This window comes from Bartonella tamiae Th239 (assembly GCF_000278275.1).
GTDB lineage: Bacteria > Pseudomonadota > Alphaproteobacteria > Rhizobiales > Rhizobiaceae > Bartonella > Bartonella tamiae.
Window position 1 is genome coordinate 364,818 of sequence record NZ_JH725147.1, and the last position, 19,307, is coordinate 384,124.

Consider the following 19,307-nt stretch of genomic DNA (forward strand, 5'->3'; position numbering starts at 1 on the left):
AAAACGTCTTTTATGATTAAATATGAAAAGCTTAAACTGTGTACCATCTGCAGGATTGACCTATGAAAATTGATTATTATGAATTGCTCGGCGTTACTCGTGAATGCGATGAAAAAACGCTCAAATCTGCTTTTCGTAAATTGGCTATGCAATATCACCCTGATAAAAATCCCGGGGATGTGGTTGCAGAGCAAAAATTCAAAGAAATCGGTGAAGCTTATGAGGTTTTAAAAGATCCACAAAAACGCGCCGCTTATGATCGCTTTGGGCATGCAGCTTTTGAAAATGGCGGCCGTGGCGGTGGAGGCCCGTTTGGCGGCGGAAATCCTTTTGGAAATGCTGGTGGCTTTTCCGATATTTTTGAAGATTTTTTCGGCGAAATGATGGGGGGAGGTCGTCGCAGACGCTCTGATGGGCGTGAGCGAGGTGCAGATTTAAAATATAATATGGAAGTCTCACTTGAAGAGGCTTATCATGGCAAAACCGCACAAATTCGTGTTCCTACTTCTGTCACTTGTGACAGCTGTAATGGCTCGGGTTCTAAAAAAGGATCAAAACCACAAACATGCACAACATGTCATGGTTCAGGTCGCGTGCGTGCGGCTCAAGGCTTCTTTTCTATTGAACGGGCGTGCCCCACATGTAATGGACGGGGAGAAACAATTTCAGATCCTTGTAGTAAATGTCATGGTCAAGGGCGCGTTGAAGAAGATCGCACACTTACCGTCACAATTCCTGCTGGCATTGAAGATGGAACGCGCATTCGCCTTTCTGGTGAAGGAGAAGCAGGAAACCGTGGTGGTCCATCCGGTGATCTTTATATATTTATATCTGTACAGCCACATGAATTTTTTCAGCGCGATGGTGCTGATCTTTATTGCCGCGCCCCTATTTCTATGACAAAAGCGGCACTTGGTGGGGAATTTGAAGTCTCTGGACTGGATGGTATTAAAACACGGGTTAAAGTTCCTGAAGGAACACAAAATGGAAAACAATTTCGCTTAAAAGGTAAAGGAATGCCTGTTTTGCGTCAAGAAGCAATGGGGGATCTCTATATTCAAGTTGCCATTGAGACTCCACAAAAACTGAGTAAAAAACAGCGTGAATTGCTTGAAGAATTTGATCAAATATCAAGTCACGAAAATTCTCCTCAATCGCACGGTTTTTTTTCGCGTATGAAAGAATTTTTTGAGGGTTTAAGTGGTCATCATTAATATTATACGACCATAAAAATTATATCTTTTATGTATGATATGCTTATCAGCATGAAAGGTGTTAACCTTTGATTATGATCAGTGTGAAGAACATCTTTGCATTGTATAAATTTTATGCCATTCTCATCGTATTGAATATTCAGTGTTAATAGAAAAAAACTTCATGATATGCTGATTAAAAAAATGGGAAGATATAATGACGCAAACACTTAAAGAAAAAATTTCAAAAAAATTTAGTGAAGAAATTCGTTTTTTTAAGGGTATGATCGATGGTCCTAAAAAGGTTGGGGCTGTATTGCCGACAAGTTCTGTAACATCAAAACGTATGGCAAGTGTGATTGATGTTGAGTCAAATTTACCTGTTTTGGAGTTAGGACCTGGAACAGGTGTTATAACGAAAGCGATTTTAGAACGCGGCATTGCTCCAAATGATCTTTATTCTATTGAATATAGCGAAGATTTTGCCGAGTTATTGTTTGAAAAATTTCCAAAGGTTAATGTGATTCATGGTGACGCTTTCAAACTTGATGAAACATTGGGTGATAAAAAACATCTTAAATTTGATTGTGTGATCTGCGCTATTCCTTTGACTTTAATTCCCGTTGCTGATCGGATCGCTTTGATTGAAGATCTTCTTGATCGGATACCTCATGGGCGTCCAGTTATTCAAATCACTTACGGTGCAAAGTCACCTGTTCCCGCGAATAAAGGAAGTTATGAAGTTAAGCATTATGACTTTGTTATGCGCAATTTTCCTCCTGCGCAATTATGGATCTATCGACGCAAGATAAGCTCATAATTGATGCAAAATTATAAACACGTTTAAGTTTATTTAATACGGTTATAAAATCTTAAAAAGCATTAAGAGTTTTCACACTCAGCATATGTCTTTTGTGCCTCTTTAAAAAAGCTTAAAGAAAACTGAAGAAGAGTTTCTATTTGTCTTGGAATTTTAACATTCTTCAGTTGCATTGACGACATGAAAGCAGATTGTAATAATGATTAATGGATTAAAACGTAACATATGATCTTATGGAATAGACCTTAAAACGAAATTTTTAGGCAAAAAATTTTTCAAGAAAATTTTCATAGATTTGTGTTAAAGTTTCTAAATCATGCACATCAACGTATTCATCGATTTGATGCATGGTTTGCCCAACCAAACCAAATTCTATGACAGGGCAATAATCTTTGATAAAGCGCGCGTCCGATGTCCCACCTGTCGTCGATAATTCTGCATGACACCCCGTTATAGCCAAGATTGATTGCGAAAGAATATTGATTAAAGTGTCATCTTTGGTAACAAAGACCCCTCCGGGACTCATCATCCAATCGAGGGTAAAAATTGGTCGATCTTTTTTGAAAGAGGACGGAATATGCATGTCATTTGACATACTCTGTTTTCTTATCGATTGATCAGATGTCGTCTCAAAAACGTCTGTTTCACCATCTGCCTTTAATGTTTTATTTAACCGTTTTTCAATTTCGGCTTTCAGACTTTCTTGTGTCCAACAATCATTATAACGAATATTAAAACGTATGCGGCATTGGCCAGGGATAATGTTGGTTGCTTGATTATCTGTATCAATGGCAGTTATTTCCAAATTGCTTGGTTGAAACATTTCGGATCCATTGTCTAAAGGTGTTGTTGTTAAAGCCTCGCATAATTTTATAGCAATTGGAATAGGATTAAAAGCGCGTTCTGGATAAGCAACATGACCTTGGTAACCTTGAACTGTCATGAGACATGAAAGTGAGCCACGTCTACCAATTTTAATCATTTCACCCAAATGGTTGGGGTTTGTAGGTTCGCCAACAATAGCTGCGTCCCAATTTTCTCCTTTTGTTGCTGCCCAGTGCAATAATTTCACTGTACCGTTAATCGCAGGGCCTTCTTCATCATTGGTAATGAGAAAGCTGATGGAACCTAAAAGCGGCTTTTTTTCGAGATAGCGTGCAGTTGCAGCAAGAAAACAGGCTATACCGCCTTTCATATCAACAGCACCACGTCCAAAAATTTTATTATCTTTCAGAACTGCATCAAAAGGAGGATAAGACCATTGGTCATTATTGCCTGGAGGGACAACATCTGTATGGCCTGCAAACATAAGATGGCGACCATTCGCACCAAGACGCGCATAAAGATTGTCAACGTCAGGGGTATTTGTATCCTGAAATGTAGGCCGTTTTACATCAAAATTAAGTTTATGCAAAAAAGTTTCCAATGTGCTTAAAACACCAGCCTCATTTGGCGTGACAGATGCGCATTGAATGAGGGTGCGTATTAAAAAAACGGGATCTTTCAAAGAGTCCATAACTCTGTCCTTTTATTTGAATGAGGCATTTTTGATAATAAAATTGATTGTTTAAGAGTTCACTAAAAAGGTTTTTTATCTTGATGGACTTGTTTTCACATACTAGCTTTGATCAAGTTATGATAAAAATTTATAGGAAGAAATATTAAAGAATTGTTTTAAAAATAAAAAGTTAAACTTTAGTGGAGTTTAAGACAAATGTATTTATGAATGTGAAGGTATAAGCTTTATTGAAGGATAGGATTTTATTTTTTTGAAAGCGACGGATACACTTAGTAAAAAAGACGTCTCAGAGAAAATCATGATGCGTGATAAACCTTTACTAAATTATGAAACGTGAAAAAGTGTTACAGTTCCTAAAAATTTACAACAATAATAAGAAAAGTACACAGAATAGCTTTTCATGATAGGCATATTGTTTTATTGTAAAAAATTCAATGAAAATTGGGCATAGATCAAATAATGAGGAGGGACTGACCCTATGGTAAATGAGAGTGAAAATTTAGACCGAACTTGGCCAAATGAACAAACTCATCTTAATGGTGGTCTTAAAACAAGCGGACAAAAAGCGAAATTGATTATTGCCGCAGGTATCGGTAATTTTATAGAAATTTTTGATTTCACTGTTTATAGTTTTTTTGCTGCTATTATCGGGCGTGTTTTCTTTAATGCTGAGAATCCTCTTATAGCATTGCTGATTTCTGTATCCGTATTCGGTGTTGGCTTTGTCATGCGCCCTTTGGGAAGTATTATTATTGGTGCTTATGCAGATCGTCATGGTCGTAAATCGGCCATGCTTCTTACAATTACCCTCATGGCTATCGGAAGTGCCTTGATTGGTTTTGCACCATCTTATGCAACTATTGGTATTTTTGCCCCTATATTGATTGTTTTAGGTCGCTTATTCCAAGGGTTTTCAGCTGGTGGAGAAATTGGCGCAGCAACAACTTTATTGATGGAATCAGCTGGTCGTAATCAACGTGGTTTTTTTGTAAGCTGGCAATTTTTGGGGCAAGGATTAAGTGCTCTTTGTGGCTCACTTCTTGCGGCTTGGCTCACTTACCAACTTTCAGAAGAAGCACTTCACAGTTGGGGTTGGCGGTTACCATTTATTTTTTCTTTAATTATTATACCTGTTGGGCTTTATATTCGCGCTCATATTGATGAGACTTATGAAGCTCCAGCACATCAAGATACCAAAAAACATCCTTTTAAAGTCTTGATGACTGATCATACAAAGCAGACAATTATGGGAATATTATTTATTTTTCCTGTGACTGTTTTAATGTATGTCATCATTTTTTTCATGCCCAATTATTTGAAATTAGTGACGAATATTGGTAGTTCACAAGCCTTTCTCGTTTCAAGTTATGCTAGTGTGATAATGATTGTGGCAACGTTTTTTTCTGGTTTATTAAGCGATAAGCTTGAACGACGTAAACCTACAGTTTTGGTCATTTTATGCGTTGCATTTATAAGTTCCTATCTCGAATTTCATTTTGTTCGTAACATCTTATTGTTTTATACATTTCATGTTGTGACAATTTGTTGCTTAGGCTTTTTAACAATAGTGTCTGTATTGATGATTATGGAAGCCTTTGTGCAAGAAATTCGTGCAACTGCGACAGCTGTTATTTATGCTTTTGGCGTTGCTATTTTTGGTGGTACAGCTCAGATGGTTGTCACATTTTTATTAGATCTTTCTGAGTTGGACAATATGGCACCTTTTTGGTATTTGGGTTTTGCTTTAATTGTGGGCATTATTGCAGTGACCAAATTTGATGAACGCCGTGAAATAATTTAACTAATTTGGAGGAAGATGAATGAGTGAGACACTAAAATCGGAAAAAATGGCCCATATTTTGAATCATATTTCAAATTTTGTGCCGCAAATGGTTGAGATACGGCGTGATCTTCATGCTCATCCTGAGCTCGCTTATGAAGAGCATCGTACCTCTAAAATTATTGCCGATCTCTTAAAATCTTGGGGCTATGAAGTTGAAACGGGGTTAGGAAAAACAGGTGTTGTTGGTCAGTTAAAGGTGGGTGATGGGACAAAAGCTGTTGGCTTGCGCGCTGATTTTGATGCACTTCCACTTTCTGAAATGACCAATTTGCCTTATTCAAGCAGATATGAGGGTAAAATGCATGCTTGTGGGCATGATGGTCATACAGCTATGTTATTAACAGCTGCGCGCTATCTTGCTGAAGCAAAAAATTTTAATGGTACATTAAATCTTATTTTTCAGCCTGCTGAAGAAGGATATGCTGGCGCGAAGGCCATGATAGATGATGGTTTGTTCGATAAATTCCCTTGTGACAAAGTTTTTGGCATTCATAATTGGCCAGATGCGCCGACGGGTTTTGTTGGCTCTCGTAAAGGAGCCTTTATGCCTTCAAGTGATACGGTTAGGATTCAAATTAACGGAAAAGGCGGGCATGGTGCAGTGCCAGAAAAAGCGATTGATCCGATCGCTGCTGGTGCTGCTATTATTACGGCATTACAAACCATTGTATCGCGCAATGTTCCACCACTTGAAACAGCAGTTGTAACAGTCGGCAGTTTTCGTTCGGGATTTACCTCAAATGTAATTCCAGATAGTGCTGAAATGCTTTTAACAGTACGGTGTTTTAACGCACAAATACGCGATCTTTTACAAGAACGTATTGAAACATTGGTCAAAGCACAGGCGGAAAGTTTCGGAGCCACTGCCGATATCCACTATCGCCGTATGTATCCTTGTCTTGTTAATCATGATGATGAAACCGATTTTGCTCTCAATGTCGCGAAAGAAATTTTTGGAGAAGAAAAAGTCAATACCAATATGGTGAAAGCATCGGGGAGTGAAGATTTTGCCTATATGCTTGAAAAACTTCCTGGTTCTTATTTGATGATCGGCAACGGTGAAAGTGCGCCGCTTCATAATCCTAAATATGATTTTAATGATGATTTAATTCCCTTGGGGGGGTGTTATTGGTCATCATTGGCTGAAAACTATTTACGCTAAAAGTTCTACCCGACAACATAAAAAGCTGGCGGGTATTTTGTTTGAGCTTTTAAGTAAGGAATTATGTCAATGAATATTATTCGCAATCATATTGAAAACAGTCTTCCTGAAATGACGCAATTGCGCCGTGATTTTCATCAACATCCTGAGTTAAGTTATCAGGAATATAAAACAAGTGAGAAGGTGGCAGAGCTCCTTGAGAGTTGGGGATATGACGTCACGCGCGGAATTGGTAAAACAGGTCTTGTTGGATCATTTAAATTGGGAGACAGCAAAAAAACAATTGGTATTCGTGCCGATATGGACGCATTGCCTATTCATGAACAAACAAACCTGGACTATTCGAGTGAAAATAAAGGCGTTATGCATGCCTGTGGTCATGATGGTCATACAACAATTTTACTCACAGCTGCGCGCTATTTAGCAGAAACAAAAAATTTTAATGGTACCGTTCATCTTATATTTCAACCTGCTGAAGAAGGATATGCAGGGGCAAAAGCGATGATTGATGATGGTTTGTTCGATAAATTTCCTTGTGATAAAATTTATGGTCTTCATAATTGGCCAGGATTTCCTACTGGTAGCTTGCGTTTTGCAGAAGGTCCGATGATGGCTTCTGTCGATACAGTCTATATTACCATTCGAGGTAAAGGTGGGCATGGCGCGCGTCCTGAAACAACAATAGATCCAGTGGTTGTGGCGTCTTCTACGGTTATGGCATTGCAAACTGTTGTCTCACGTAATGTTTCACCGCTTGAGGCCGCTATTGTAACAGTTGGACTTATTCAAGGAGGAACAGCCCACAATGTTATTCCTGATGAGGTAAAACTTGAATTAACGGTCCGTAGTTTTTCTTCAGAAGTGCGAGCTTTGTTGGAAGAGCGTATTTGTAATATTGTGCATGCACAGGCACAAAGTTATCGTGCAGAAGCTGAAATAAACTATTCTCGTGGATATCCCGTAACGGTCAATAATCCTGAGGCTACCCGCTATGCTCAAGCGGTTGCCGAACAATTGGTCGGTAAAAATAATGTCGTTTTTAATGCTGAACCATTAACGCCAAGTGAAGATTTTTCTTTTATGTTAGAAAAGGTTCCAGGTGCTTACATTATTATAGGTAATGGCAATAGCGCTGGATTGCATAATCCGCAGTATAATTTTAATGATGATATTATTCCTGTTGGTGCTAGTCTTTGGGGCGCTTTAGTGGAAACATATTTAAAAAAATAATAAAATTTAATATAAAATAATGAGGGACTTATTAAAAATAAGCACACGATTTTTTTATCATTATTGTAAAATAGTGAGTGTTTGTGCGTAGTATTGCTTATTCAATATATATAATCGTAGTGTTTAAAGATATTGATTAATCTAACGTGATAATTGCCTCGCTAAGATTATTCTCTTATTTGCAAAAGCACGTGCATTTTATCATTTTAAGCTCCTTAATTCATTTTATGCATCATGAATATAATTATGAAAAAATGACTGATAATTTTTAGAAGTGTTAGAATACCTGCTTTTGTGATGTAGATGAATGAGCCTTATCATTTCAACATGGATTGGAATGTTTTATGATTTGGGGTGATATGTAAGACAGACAGAATAATGATAGATAAATAATCTCATCCATATGACAGTCCGTCGAATCAGTTACAATAGTTAAGTGTTAAAATTCGTCACTTTATGATCATACAATAGCTAAAAAATAAAGTGTTAGTATTAAAATACAATCTAGGTTTGGGTATTAAAGTAAAATTACAATTGATGCGTGTAAATCCTTTTAATTTTATTATGATATTTTTTTCAAAGAGTTGACGGATAATCATAAGCCGAATAATGATTATCCGACTAATGTATCAACTATTTTTATTCGGGTATTTCAAAATGCCTGAACGTAACCGGACGAGATTTTTTTGAAAATCCAGTCCGGCGCAGCAGAGTTATACCCCCGCATACTCTGCTGCACTTTTTATGGGATAATAGAGAAGATGAATCAGAAATAATTGATGCATCTTTTTTGTTTTAGCTTATGAGCCCGTAGGAATTTTTGCTTTTTAATTATTATGTGCATTATAAGATTTTTTAAATTTTATTTAAATTTCACCTTTTAGTAACCACAAACACGTCAAAATTAGATGTAATAGTGGTGCCAAGGACAACTCATGATATAATTTATCAAAATATGTATATTGATGGATTAGGGACTGGTCAAAAGCTGTAAGTTTAAATGAAGTGAATTAATAAGGCTTTGCCAAAAGAAAAAGAGAAGCGAGCGGAGTATACGATGATTGGAAAAATTTTTACTGCTGGATCTATTATGGTTTTGGCTTTTGTTGGAACGGCTTTTGCGCAGACACCCACACGACTCAATCAATTTGATGCCTGGGGTGCCTATTCTTATAAATCAGGCAATAATACAGTCTGTTATGTGCTTTCAGCTCCGTTGACATCACAACCAACGAATGTCAATCATGGCGATAATTTTTTTCTTATCAGTAAACGTGCAGGTGGCCAGGTAATATTTGAACCGCAGTTTATGGCTGGTTATACGCTTAAATCTGGATCAAAAGTTACAGTAACAGTTGATGGTAAAAATTATGAATTTTTTACCAAGGATTCATCAGCATGGGCATCTTCACAATCGGCTGAAAATCAGCTTGTTGCCGCTATGCGCGCAGGTTCTAACCTTACGGTTAAAGCCGTTTCACAAAGGGGAACTAATACAAGCTATACATATTCCCTTAAAGGCGTGACAGCGGCACTCAATTCAACGCAAAATTGCAAATAATTAGCGTTATACTGTAATTAAAGTTATGAGTTTATCATTTTTAATTTATCAATAATCCTCAATCATTTGAGGATTATTGATGTTGAGAATAGAATTTGATTGCTTAGATATTTATTTTTGCCCATGCGTTCATGGAGAAATCAAAATCCAATTATTATAAAATGGATTCATATTGATAAAAATGAAACAATGATAGCTGCGGTTTTTCGTTTGTATATTAATTATTAAAAATATAATGTCTTGAGAGTTTGTTTTTATAAAAGAGTGAATAAATATCAAAGACACAAAGTATGCTTACATAATGACGTTTGTGGTTTTTTGTGTTAAAGCTTCGAATATTCATAAAATTGAGACCCAAAAACAATGAGCGTATCTTACGATCTAAGACCAGTTGGCGCCAATAAAGCTTTGCGACCAACGTTTGATAATGATGAACGTCCTTCTTTGATTGGGCTTAACCGTGAAGAAATGGCTGAAGCCCTGCATCGTATTGGTATACCTGAACGTCAAACACGCATGCGGGTTGCTCAGTTATGGCATTGGCTTTATGTGCGGGGGGTTTCGCATTTTGATGATATGTTTAATATTTCAAAAGAAATGCGGGAAAAACTAAAAAGCGCTTTTACAATCGCCAGACCACAAATTGTTGAAGAACAAATCTCAAATGATGGAACGCGCAAATGGTTATTGCGTTTTCCCCCACGCGGTGCTGGTCGGCCAGTTGAAATTGAAATGGTTTACATACCAGAAGAAGGGCGTGGCACATTGTGCATGTCTTCGCAAGTTGGATGTACTTTAACTTGTACTTTTTGTCATACAGGTACACAGAAACTTGTTCGTAATTTAACAACAGAGGAAATTTTAGCGCAATTGCTTATCGCACGTGATTGTTTGGGTGATTTTCCTGATAAAGATACACCAGATGGTGCCATTGTACCAGCAGAAGGGCGAAAGATCACAAATATTGTGATGATGGGTATGGGAGAACCGCTTTATAATTTCGAGGCGGTTAAAAAAGCACTGATAATTGCTTCAGATGGTGAAGGATTATCGCTTTCGAAACGGCGCATAACCCTTTCAACATCAGGTGTGGTTCCCGAAATTGTACGTACAGGCGAAGAAATTGGTGTTATGCTTGCGATTTCATTGCATGCTGTGCGCGATGAATTGCGGGATATGCTGGTGCCGATAAATAAAAAATATCCGCTTGATCAACTAATAGAAGCTTGCCGTCATTATCCCGGTCTTTCCAATGCAAGACGTATTACGTTTGAATATGTAATGTTGAAAGATGTCAATGATAGTTTGGATGATGCCAAACGTCTTGTTCACTTATTAAAAAATATTCCTGCAAAAATAAATCTCATTCCATTTAATCCATGGCCTGGGACCAATTATCAATGTTCTGATTGGGAACAGATTGAGCGATTTGCTGATTTTATCAATCAAGCAGGATATGCTTCACCTATTCGTACACCTCGAGGGCGCGATATTTTTGCTGCATGCGGGCAATTGAAATCTGAATCTGAACGCATGCGTAAATCAGAACGCCAAAAGCTTGAAAATGATAAAAGTGGTAAAAAAACCGCTTAGAGAATAAGAAGACAATTTTAAAATCCGATCTTTTCTAAGATGATCACGTCTTTATAGTGTTGTGTTGAATAATCTTTGTTTTTTATGTGATAACAATCATCATAGAACGCGTACTCGTTTTTAAAACCGTTTCTTTTGCTTAAACGTATCTTTTATAAAAAATCAGTAAACATAAAGTAACGTCTTTTAATTGTTGATCACTTATAGAATTGGAATTTTTGATAAGACAATTAAGTGACACTAAGCGATAGCAGCTCAGCAATAAAATATCTCGATCATTGAAAGCTAACAATTTGATAGTTGTTAATATTTATTCGATTTTTGCTGAAGAATACTGCAATGATCGTGTTTACGAAAATTATAAAAATTTTAACTTTGATCAATCTTATCCAATGATATCAACTTGATTTCGTTTTTTTATTCGTTTTTTTAATTTTTCTCTATGCTTTTGGCGTAGTTTTGGCGAGGCACGACGCAATGTTGGCCATAAAATCCATGGAATGGCAAAAATATGAAACATGGCAAAAAGAATGATGGTGCGTATCCGTCTTGCACGTCGAATATGCCCTTTTGATCGTAATATAATATAAGGGAGTGTTGCAATGATAAAGGCAAGAATAAACCATAAAGCTGGAATGATGAGTGCTAATAAAAATATACCTGCATTCCCCATATTTTGAAGAATGCTTATATGCCATGCATGAATGATCCAATCAGAAAGTCCTAAAAGACCAACCAGTAATGCGCCATAGACAAAAAAGATGAAAAGAGCCATAAATGCAAGTGGCGTAAGAATTCCTGTGTCTTGGAAACGATCATCTTGAAGAGGCGTTTTAGAAGTCATTGATTTGTCTTAAAAAGGATAAGATATGGAAATAAGATTGAGTATCATTACCCTCTTTATAAAGTTTTTTTTAAAAATATCATCTTTTAAATGCGTGACAAATAGACGCTTTTGGAATTCTTTTTGTTAAAAATGTCTTTTCACTTATAAACATCATAGAAAAACTATTAAATCGTGTTCGATTGAAAAGAAGACATTTTCATAAAATCACAATCTTATTTTATTATGAAGCTTCATAGTATTCTATAATAAGACTATACACGAGTGCTTTTAATAATGATTGCCTATTGGATCATGTATCAGGACATATCTTATATGCCATCAAGTTATTGGATAAACCCAGTCTGATCCATAAAGTCTATGATTTAGAAAATAGGACCATGTATCAAAGATACACTATGACATTCATCTTGATAAGCATGAATGCGTTGTCATCATTGTTCGCCTCTTAGAATGAGTCCAGTTGATAAAACATTTTCGCCGTGATTTATTGATGTAATATCTTAAACGCACTAAGCTGCATTCGAAGCTGCTGGATGTTCCACTAAGAAAGAATAGAGAGTTTGTGCTTCATGTGTGTTGCGTAATTTTTGAAGCATATCTTGATCGCGTAAAACACGTGCAATGCGAGACAGGGCTTTCAAATGATCTGCGCCTGAATTTTCAGGTGCTAAAAGCATAAAGACCAAGTCGACAGGTTCATCATCAAGGGCTTCAAAATCAACAGGATGATCCAATCGGGCAAAAATACCCACAATATGATCAATTTTATTCAATTTACCATGTGGTATGGCAATACCATTGCCGACACCTGTAGAACCAAGTTTTTCGCGTTGTAAAATCGTGTCTAAAATTTCACGTTCGCTAAGTCCTGTTGCTTTGGATGCTTTTTCAGCCATAATTTGCAAGACTTGCTTTTTCGAATTGGCCTTGAGCACTGGAATCACTGCCTCAGGTTCAATCAAATCACTCAGATCCATGCTATTTTTTCCTCTTTACCATCCAAACATTCACCTTATCAAAATGCTAAAACACTTTAAACAAGTGAAGGTTGCGAATAACTATTGTGTCGTAAACACCTTTGTATTGATCAAATTCGGGGATTTATCTTTATGCTTTGTTTGTAACTGAAGAAGGGTCAATCCAACCTATATTGCCATCAGCCCTGCGATAAACAAGATTAATCTTATCACTTGCTCCATTACGAAAAACCATAACTGGATTATCCATTAAGTCAAGCTCTACCACTGCATCAGCAACAGACATAGAGCGTAAGGTCATTGATGTTTCAGCAACAATTGTTGGCGCATAATCTGCCGGTAAATCGTCATCAAGATCATTATCAGGTATTGGCTCCATAATATGATAAGCGTATTCGGCAAAGACCGCACTTTCACTTTGTACATGGCTACGGGATTTAAGACGACGATTGTAACGACGAAGGCGTGTTTCAATACGTTCTGCAGCACCATCAAACGCCCCTTGCGGGTCAAGTGCCTGACCTGTTGTTTGCAAAATAGCGCCCGTACTAAGATGGAGGACACAATCTGCCGAATAACGCGAGCCCGATTTAGACACAGTTACATGGCCTTCAACGCTTCCATCGAAATATTTCGAAATCGCATCTTGAATGCGTTCCTCAATTCGAACACGAAAAGCATCACCAATATCCATGTGCTTTCCAAAAATACGCAAACTCATTATAAACCTCGTTCATAATTCGTGATAAGGTCAATTTAACCTTATCTTTCCTATCACGCAAGCGTCAGCGTTTAAAAATATGGAAAAGATAAGGTCAATTCCTTAATCGGGCTTCTATTGGGTTGTATGAGGGAAGTCAACCAGTAAAAATCAACTTTTGGTTGTATTTTTTCGTGCTGTATTTTCTCTCCGTCTAATTGTTGAAGACGGAATGTTCATTGCTTCACGATATTTTGCTACAGTCCGTCGTCCGACAGCAATATTTTCTTTTTTTAATAAAGCCACCAATTGATTATCTGAAAGAACATTATCATTATTTTCTTTTTGGATTAATTCTTGGATACGGTGACAAATTGCACCACCTGAATAATATCCCTGACCATTATTGGCGCTAAGCGCGGAGGAAAAAAAACGCCGCAGTGGCAATGTTCCAAGTGGTGTTGCTATATATTTATGAGCTGTAATACGACTTATGGTCGATTCATGCATATCGACCATTTCAGCAATTTGACAAAGGGTAAGAGGTTTAAGTTTACAAATACCATGCCTTAAAAATTTTTCTTGGCTTTGGACAATAGCGCTCGTGACCTTAAGCAAGGTTTTTGCGCGTTGGTCGAGTGCTTTTATTAATCCATATGCTTCTTGTTGGCAGGTTTTGATGAAGTTTTTCTCTTGTGGGTTGATACAAACTTTTGCGGTGTAATTTTGATTAACAATCAATTTTGGTAAAATGGCTTCATTTAATTCAACCAGAAAATGATCATTATCTTGAGTATAGACCATAATGTCTGGAATAATAATTATGCTTGGAGTTATATCAAATAATGTTGCAGGTTTTGGATTAAGCTGACGGATCTCATGCAAAAAAAGAACAATATCTTGTTGTTTTAATCCTGTTAATTTTTTTAATGAAGTAAAATCGCGTTTTGCAAGTTGAGTAAGATGGTTTAATAGAGAACGATAAGCACATGTGAGGCGTTTTTTACGTGATAACTGCAACGCTAAACAATCGCTCAAAGACAGTGCAAATATTCCAGCGGGATCAAATTGACGTAAACGCTTAAAAATATGCATAACCATATCTTCTGAAACATTGAAATTTAATGCTGTCTCTGAGAGAGAGCCGCAAAAATAGCCAGCGCCATCAAGTTGATTTATGAGATCAAGCGCAATATTAAAATGCATGCCGCGAGCAAATGTAAATAAACATTGTTCATAAAGATGATCATGTAAATTGGGTTTTGTTGCCAAAACATGAGCGTTTTCATGAACATTAGCATCGCTATATACTGATTGAGTTATGTGTTTATGTGCAAAATTATAGGCGTATTCTTGTCCTTGTGATAAATATGACGTTTCTTTTATCGATTTTTGATCATTGTGCCTATCAACGTTTGGTTTATTCCGAAAATTATCATGCGTTGATGATAGAGAAATTGTGTGAGTGTTTTGTCGTTCCTTATTAAGGTGAATGTCACGGCAGTTTGTTTCAAAATTACGATAAACAGGCGTGCCATCATTGTGATCTGCGCGTTCTAAAAGGGGATTTTTTTCCAAAGCATTTTGTACAAAATGTTCAATTTCTGTAGCGGTCATCGACAAGATTTGGATTGATTGTAGCAGTTCGCCCGTTATAATAGGCGCTGTTTTTTGACGTAAACTGATACGAGGCGATGATGCCATGAAGAGTAATCCATCTGACAAGATGCATATGACGCGATAAGTGATAATGCATGGTTGTAAGTTTCAGTTTTGTTTTAAGATCTTTCTCTTATTAATGCATATATAAGATAAATTATTACTGTATTTTAAGCGCTTAGGCAAACTGTGTCTTTTATATATTTTAAGTATGTATGAGATGAATAAAAATGAAAAAATGCTATAAATTTTAACAAAACACACGATAAAATCAAAATACAATTACGCGCCAATCATATCTTGTCAGAATGATGATTGTTATATAGCGTTTGGGACTTATTTTTGAAATAAGGAGTGAGGATTTTATGCATTTTTCTGTTGAATATTTAACACAAAAGGATGTTTATAAATTACTGACGGCAACAGTGACACCGCGCCCCATAGCATGGGTCACAAGCAATAATGCAAATGGAGGAGTGAATGCCGCGCCGTTTAGTTTTTTTAACGTTATGGGTAGTGAACCACCGCTTGTTGTTTTTAGTATTGCAAAATCTTCCGTAAGAACAAAAAAAAGATACAATAGAAAATATTTTGCATAATAACAAATTTGTAGTTAATTTAGTTTCCAAAAAGTTGGTTGAAGCCATGAGCCTGACGGCAATGGAAGCCCCTTATGGTTTTGATGAATTGAGAGCTGCAGGTTTAACAATGCGTGTATCAAGAGTTATCAAAACGCCTCACATTGAACAATCCCCTGTTTCCTTTGAATCTGTTAATCATGCCACCATGCTGACAGGCCCAAGACAATATATGGTTATCGGACGTGTAGTTGATATTTTCATTGAAGATAGTTTTATCAAAGACAAGGATAATTATTACATCGATACTCAAGAATTGGATTTAGTCGGACGTGTTCAGGGAACAGGTGGTTATATTAGATGCCAAGATAGATTTGAATTAAGACGGATTTCTTATGAAGAATGGAAAAATCACAATGAGAATTAAAAACTAACGGCATTCATATCTAAATTTAAAAAATAAAGTCAAGTTAGACTTTAATTACGTAAATTTTGATGAATGATATAGATGGCTTAAAAGATATGTGTGCATGAAATATGACTTTGTTCACACGAAGATATATTTTGCTGTTTTATCACTTATAAATTAAAATATATGACCGCATTTGATTATTGTCACATTGAAAAGATTGTCATCATTTTAAAATTTTCGCTTGAACATAATATATTTTAAATATGCAAAAGAGAACGTTTTTTTGGGAGCGTATGCAATTTTTAATGAATGAATCTGGCTCTTAAATCGTTTAATAAGGCGATTATTTTTACAAAGTAATGGCTGACCAACACATTTTGCTAATTTCTTTTCTATGCTGTTGTGAAAGATTTTTATAAAGTATTCTATGCCATTTTAAACTATTGCGGATACCGCCGCCAATAAAACTTGTTAAGAGTTCTTCGTTGTAAGGAGCAGTGAGGCCAGCTTTTTGCGCTTTTAAAAAAATATGCGAAGAATATTTGCTTGTTTTTTCGAAAATCACAACCATTTCTTCAGGCGAAATAAGTGGAACATTTGATAAATATTCGAAGAGAACGGCGCGCTTTGGATCTTCCCATATGAAATCAATATAACAATCAATATAATGCTGAATTCTTTCTTGATCGGTGTGCATTGGGTGATCTGTTTTCACCAAAGAATTTTCAAGTTGTTGAGCAAGACGGTGATAAAGCGCTCTAATCATTGCATCTTTAGATTCAAAGTAAAGATATAAAGAACCCGTAGCGATATGGGCGCGTTTTGCAATTGCCGCCATGGAGGTCTCTAACCCGTTTTCTACGATTAATTCTGCGGCAGCGTTTAGAATTTGTGAAATTTTCTTTGTTCTATGATTCATGAAATATCTCAAAATGAACGATCATTCATTAAACTGTCATATAGCACGGTTATTTCTAAATCAAGCAATAGAGATCGAGTTTTAAGTGAGGAAATAGTGCGCGTGCCAGTTAATTTTATTCATTTGACAGATTTGCATATCGGTAATCCTGATATTTACGACGAATACTTGCATACAGATACTGATGCGACTTTACAAACTATTTTAGGTCAAATTCAAAATATGAAACCAACCCCTGAATTTATTGTTGTCAGTGGGGATTTAACCAATCGCGGTGATGATGTGAGTTATCAACGCCTACGGTATTTTTTTGCTTCTTACGATTTACCAATGCCAGTATATTTTGCACTTGGTAATCATGACAAACGTGATGGTTTTTATAAAGCCATGTTAGATCGTGAAAATAACCTTGAACAGCCTTATTATTATGATGTTGTTCAATCGGGTATACATCTTATAGTTTTAGACTCAAGTGTACCAGGGAAAATTGGTGGTGCTCTTGAACCAGAACAATTTGAATGGTTACAAATACGTTTAGACGCTCATGCTCATTTGCCAAAACTCATTATGGTTCACCATGCTCCAGCATTGGACGAAGACTGCAAAGATAATGAATGGGAGTCCCTCACTATTGAGGATACAAAGCGTTTAAAAACAATGCTTCAAGGTTATAATATTGCAGGTATTTTATCAGGTCATATTCATTATGATCGTGTTTCCACTTGGTATAATATACCGATAGTTGTTGGAATTGGAATGCATACTGCGCTTGATCCAACTTATATTCATTATGGTTTGCGTGGTGTTACAGGTGCTTCATATTCACTATGTTGCCTACGAAATTCAGGATTAACGGTTTCATTTGTGCCATTGCCGTCTGAGAGAAAAGAATTAGACACCATCTCTCATGAAGATCGCATTGTTGCGTTTCAAAAATATGAAGAACGTATCCAAAAAGGTTGTTAGAAAGATGAATATTAAACGATATTTATGCGTTATGCCTTTTCTGGCTATAGGACTTGGATGGATGGTTTCTTTAGGGCATGCTCAAACAGCAGCTTCTACGGTGGATCAGCCTGTTGAAATCATTTTTTATAATTATAATTTAGCCAGTGCTGGCATAGGTGCTGAAGCAACACAAAAAATGATTTCCGATTTTATGGACAAAAATCCACTTATAAAAGTTGAAGGGATAGGTGTTCCAGCTGAGAATTTTTTAACCAGATTACAAGCGGATTTTGCAGCAGGCCAAACAGTCGATTTGATACAGCTGCGTTTTAATGACTTTGATTTTGCTGTACATAATTTAGGCGCAAAAGCGCTTGAAGATCTTATACCTGAAGACGAATTTATAGATCATACAAAAGGTATGGTACCTAACGGTGTACGCCTTGGCCAGTTGAATGGTAAAACTTATGGTTTGGCTTATACATTTTCAACGCCTGTTTTATATTATAATGGGGATCTTTTTCGTCAGGCAGGGCTTGATCCCGATCATCCACCTCAAACTTGGGATGACGTGAAAAAAGCATCATTAGCCATTAAAGAGAAAACCCATAATGATGGTTTTTCAATGGGAATGTTTGGTTCAGGTCCGGGGGATTGGCTTTTTCAAGGTTTGGTTCGTTCAAATAATGGCGAAGTCATATCGCGTGATCGTAAAACATTAAAATTTGGCGAAAAGGAATCTCTTGAAGCAGTGCGTATGATGCGAGACCTAGCGCTATCTGGGGCTTTAATGAATACTGATTTGAATGGCGCTATGGATAGTATGGCTGCTGGAACATTGGGAATGTATCTCCAAAGCAGTGGTCTGCAAAATTATTTGGTCAAAAGTGCCAAAGATAAATTTGAATTACGCGCAACAACCATGCCACGCTTTGGTGATAAACCAGTTCGCCCGAACAATTCAGGGAGCGCTCTTATCATTACGACAGATGATCCAGTAAAACAACGTGCAGCTTGGGAATTGATGAAACATTTAACCACAAAAGAGGCTTATACCATCATTACTTCACAAATAGGCTATCTTCCGCTTCGTTTGGATATTGTTGATGACCCTAAATATTTGAAAAATTGGGTTCAAGAAAACCCGTTAATTGAACCAAATCTCAAACAGCTTAAAATTTTAGAGCCTTGGGAATCATTGCCTGGACCTAATTATCGCCAAATCGAAAAAATCATGATGGATGCTGCTGAACTTGCTGTCTTTGGTAACGAAGACCCAGATGAAATTATGAAAAATGCGCAAAATACCGCTCAAACCCTTATGCCAAACGAGACTTGAATATTGA

Annotated in this window: 17 protein-coding genes; 11 read left to right on the forward strand and 6 right to left on the reverse strand. The window is 36.7% G+C overall.

Translation table 11 applies throughout. The annotated features are described in order from the left end of the window. The first annotated feature begins 62 nt into the window (after positions 1 to 62). Positions 63 to 1,214 (forward strand): molecular chaperone DnaJ, encoded by a 1,152-nt coding sequence (gene dnaJ, locus ME5_RS01770; protein WP_008037895.1) that lies wholly within the window; start codon positions 63 to 65, stop codon positions 1,212 to 1,214. Positions 1,215 to 1,410: 196 nt separating this feature from the next. Then, the gene (gene pmtA, locus ME5_RS01775; RefSeq protein WP_008037896.1) at positions 1,411 to 2,013 is read left to right on the forward strand and encodes a phospholipid N-methyltransferase PmtA; all 603 of its coding nucleotides are present in this window, start codon (positions 1,411 to 1,413) and stop codon (positions 2,011 to 2,013) included. Between the two features lie 259 nt (positions 2,014 to 2,272). Here the strand turns inward: pmtA and dapE are convergent, their stop codons facing one another. Continuing rightward, complete coding sequence (gene dapE / locus ME5_RS01780; RefSeq protein ID WP_008037897.1) at positions 2,273 to 3,529, reverse strand: succinyl-diaminopimelate desuccinylase; 1,257 nt, start codon at positions 3,527 to 3,529, stop codon at positions 2,273 to 2,275. A gap of 481 nt (positions 3,530 to 4,010) precedes the next feature. Between dapE and ME5_RS01785 the strand changes: the two genes are divergently transcribed. The 5 genes from ME5_RS01785 to rlmN all read left to right on the forward strand — a co-directional run bounded on the left by ME5_RS01785 (position 4,011) and on the right by rlmN (position 10,921). Next, positions 4,011 to 5,333 (forward strand): MFS transporter, encoded by a 1,323-nt coding sequence (locus tag ME5_RS01785; RefSeq protein WP_008037898.1) that lies wholly within the window; start codon positions 4,011 to 4,013, stop codon positions 5,331 to 5,333. Between the two features lie 19 nt (positions 5,334 to 5,352). Continuing rightward, positions 5,353 to 6,537 (forward strand): M20 aminoacylase family protein, encoded by a 1,185-nt coding sequence (locus tag ME5_RS01790; RefSeq protein WP_008037899.1) that lies wholly within the window; start codon positions 5,353 to 5,355, stop codon positions 6,535 to 6,537. Between the two features lie 69 nt (positions 6,538 to 6,606). Next, positions 6,607 to 7,767, forward strand: coding sequence for a M20 aminoacylase family protein (locus ME5_RS01795; protein ID WP_008037901.1), 1,161 nt, complete (start codon positions 6,607 to 6,609; stop codon positions 7,765 to 7,767). Between the two features lie 1,057 nt (positions 7,768 to 8,824). Continuing rightward, positions 8,825 to 9,328 carry an invasion associated locus B family protein gene (locus ME5_RS01800; RefSeq protein WP_008037903.1) on the forward strand — a complete coding sequence of 168 codons (504 nt, stop codon included), beginning with the start codon at positions 8,825 to 8,827 and terminating at the stop codon, positions 9,326 to 9,328. Positions 9,329 to 9,691: 363 nt separating this feature from the next. Next, complete coding sequence (gene rlmN / locus ME5_RS01805) at positions 9,692 to 10,921, forward strand: dual-specificity RNA methyltransferase RlmN (protein WP_008037905.1); 1,230 nt, start codon at positions 9,692 to 9,694, stop codon at positions 10,919 to 10,921. 385 nt (positions 10,922 to 11,306) lie between these two features. Here the strand turns inward: rlmN and ME5_RS01810 are convergent, their stop codons facing one another. From ME5_RS01810 to rpoN, 4 genes are all read right to left on the reverse strand, one after another. Further along, the gene (locus ME5_RS01810; protein ID WP_008037906.1) at positions 11,307 to 11,765 is read right to left on the reverse strand and encodes a hypothetical protein; all 459 of its coding nucleotides are present in this window, start codon (positions 11,763 to 11,765) and stop codon (positions 11,307 to 11,309) included. A 512-nt stretch (positions 11,766 to 12,277) separates the two neighbouring features. Further along, entirely contained in the window at positions 12,278 to 12,745 is a 468-nt protein-coding gene (gene ptsN, locus ME5_RS01815; protein ID WP_008037907.1) for a PTS IIA-like nitrogen regulatory protein PtsN, read from the reverse strand. A gap of 130 nt (positions 12,746 to 12,875) precedes the next feature. After that, a complete protein-coding gene (gene hpf / locus ME5_RS01820; protein ID WP_008037908.1) occupies positions 12,876 to 13,466 on the reverse strand; it encodes a ribosome hibernation-promoting factor, HPF/YfiA family in 591 nt (196 codons plus the stop codon). A 150-nt stretch (positions 13,467 to 13,616) separates the two neighbouring features. Beyond that, positions 13,617 to 15,149 carry an RNA polymerase factor sigma-54 gene (gene rpoN / locus ME5_RS01825; protein WP_008037909.1) on the reverse strand — a complete coding sequence of 511 codons (1,533 nt, stop codon included), beginning with the start codon at positions 15,147 to 15,149 and terminating at the stop codon, positions 13,617 to 13,619. A 320-nt stretch (positions 15,150 to 15,469) separates the two neighbouring features. On the opposite strand from rpoN, the gene ME5_RS10835 reads away from it, so the two are divergent. Together ME5_RS10835 and ME5_RS10840 are read left to right on the forward strand one after the other, a co-directional pair. Beyond that, positions 15,470 to 15,703: a flavin reductase family protein gene (locus ME5_RS10835; protein WP_008037910.1), complete on the forward strand. Its 234-nt coding sequence runs from the start codon at positions 15,470 to 15,472 to the stop codon at positions 15,701 to 15,703. Further along, positions 15,696 to 16,109, forward strand: a complete 414-nt coding sequence (locus ME5_RS10840) for a flavin reductase family protein (RefSeq protein ID WP_245256571.1) — start codon at positions 15,696 to 15,698, stop codon at positions 16,107 to 16,109. Before ME5_RS10835 ends, ME5_RS10840 begins: the two co-directional genes overlap by 8 nt. 334 nt (positions 16,110 to 16,443) lie before the next feature. Here ME5_RS10840 and ME5_RS01840 read toward each other — a convergent pair whose 3' ends face one another. Then, a complete protein-coding gene (locus ME5_RS01840) occupies positions 16,444 to 17,013 on the reverse strand; it encodes a TetR/AcrR family transcriptional regulator (RefSeq protein ID WP_008037912.1) in 570 nt (189 codons plus the stop codon). Between the two features lie 102 nt (positions 17,014 to 17,115). Here ME5_RS01840 and ME5_RS01845 point away from each other — a divergent pair, with 102 nt between their 5' ends. Both ME5_RS01845 and ME5_RS01850 read left to right on the forward strand, forming a co-directional pair. Next, the gene (locus tag ME5_RS01845) at positions 17,116 to 17,979 is read left to right on the forward strand and encodes a metallophosphoesterase (RefSeq protein WP_008037913.1); all 864 of its coding nucleotides are present in this window, start codon (positions 17,116 to 17,118) and stop codon (positions 17,977 to 17,979) included. Between the two features lie 4 nt (positions 17,980 to 17,983). Beyond that, positions 17,984 to 19,300 carry an ABC transporter substrate-binding protein gene (locus ME5_RS01850; protein WP_008037916.1) on the forward strand — a complete coding sequence of 439 codons (1,317 nt, stop codon included), beginning with the start codon at positions 17,984 to 17,986 and terminating at the stop codon, positions 19,298 to 19,300. Positions 19,301 to 19,307 lie beyond the last annotated feature (7 nt).

What these genes read in the sequence shown, in the direction of transcription:
- rlmN (WP_008037905.1), top strand. Translation starts at nt 9,692, where the DNA reads ATGAGCGTATCTTACGATCTAAGACCAGTTGGCGCCAATAAAGCTTTG.
- ME5_RS10835 (WP_008037910.1), top strand. Translation starts at nt 15,470, where the DNA reads ATGCATTTTTCTGTTGAATATTTAACACAAAAGGATGTTTATAAATTA.
- ME5_RS01810 (WP_008037906.1), bottom strand. Translation starts at nt 11,765, where the DNA reads ATGACTTCTAAAACGCCTCTTCAAGATGATCGTTTCCAAGACACAGGA.
- dnaJ (WP_008037895.1), top strand. Translation starts at nt 63, where the DNA reads ATGAAAATTGATTATTATGAATTGCTCGGCGTTACTCGTGAATGCGAT.
- ME5_RS01795 (WP_008037901.1), top strand. Translation starts at nt 6,607, where the DNA reads ATGAATATTATTCGCAATCATATTGAAAACAGTCTTCCTGAAATGACG.
- dapE (WP_008037897.1), bottom strand. Translation starts at nt 3,529, where the DNA reads ATGGACTCTTTGAAAGATCCCGTTTTTTTAATACGCACCCTCATTCAA.
- pmtA (WP_008037896.1), top strand. Translation starts at nt 1,411, where the DNA reads ATGACGCAAACACTTAAAGAAAAAATTTCAAAAAAATTTAGTGAAGAA.
- hpf (WP_008037908.1), bottom strand. Translation starts at nt 13,466, where the DNA reads ATGAGTTTGCGTATTTTTGGAAAGCACATGGATATTGGTGATGCTTTT.
- ME5_RS01850 (WP_008037916.1), top strand. Translation starts at nt 17,984, where the DNA reads ATGAATATTAAACGATATTTATGCGTTATGCCTTTTCTGGCTATAGGA.
- ME5_RS01800 (WP_008037903.1), top strand. Translation starts at nt 8,825, where the DNA reads ATGATTGGAAAAATTTTTACTGCTGGATCTATTATGGTTTTGGCTTTT.
- ME5_RS01785 (WP_008037898.1), top strand. Translation starts at nt 4,011, where the DNA reads ATGGTAAATGAGAGTGAAAATTTAGACCGAACTTGGCCAAATGAACAA.
- ME5_RS01790 (WP_008037899.1), top strand. Translation starts at nt 5,353, where the DNA reads ATGAGTGAGACACTAAAATCGGAAAAAATGGCCCATATTTTGAATCAT.
- rpoN (WP_008037909.1), bottom strand. Translation starts at nt 15,149, where the DNA reads ATGGCATCATCGCCTCGTATCAGTTTACGTCAAAAAACAGCGCCTATT.
- ptsN (WP_008037907.1), bottom strand. Translation starts at nt 12,745, where the DNA reads ATGGATCTGAGTGATTTGATTGAACCTGAGGCAGTGATTCCAGTGCTC.
- ME5_RS01840 (WP_008037912.1), bottom strand. Translation starts at nt 17,013, where the DNA reads ATGAATCATAGAACAAAGAAAATTTCACAAATTCTAAACGCTGCCGCA.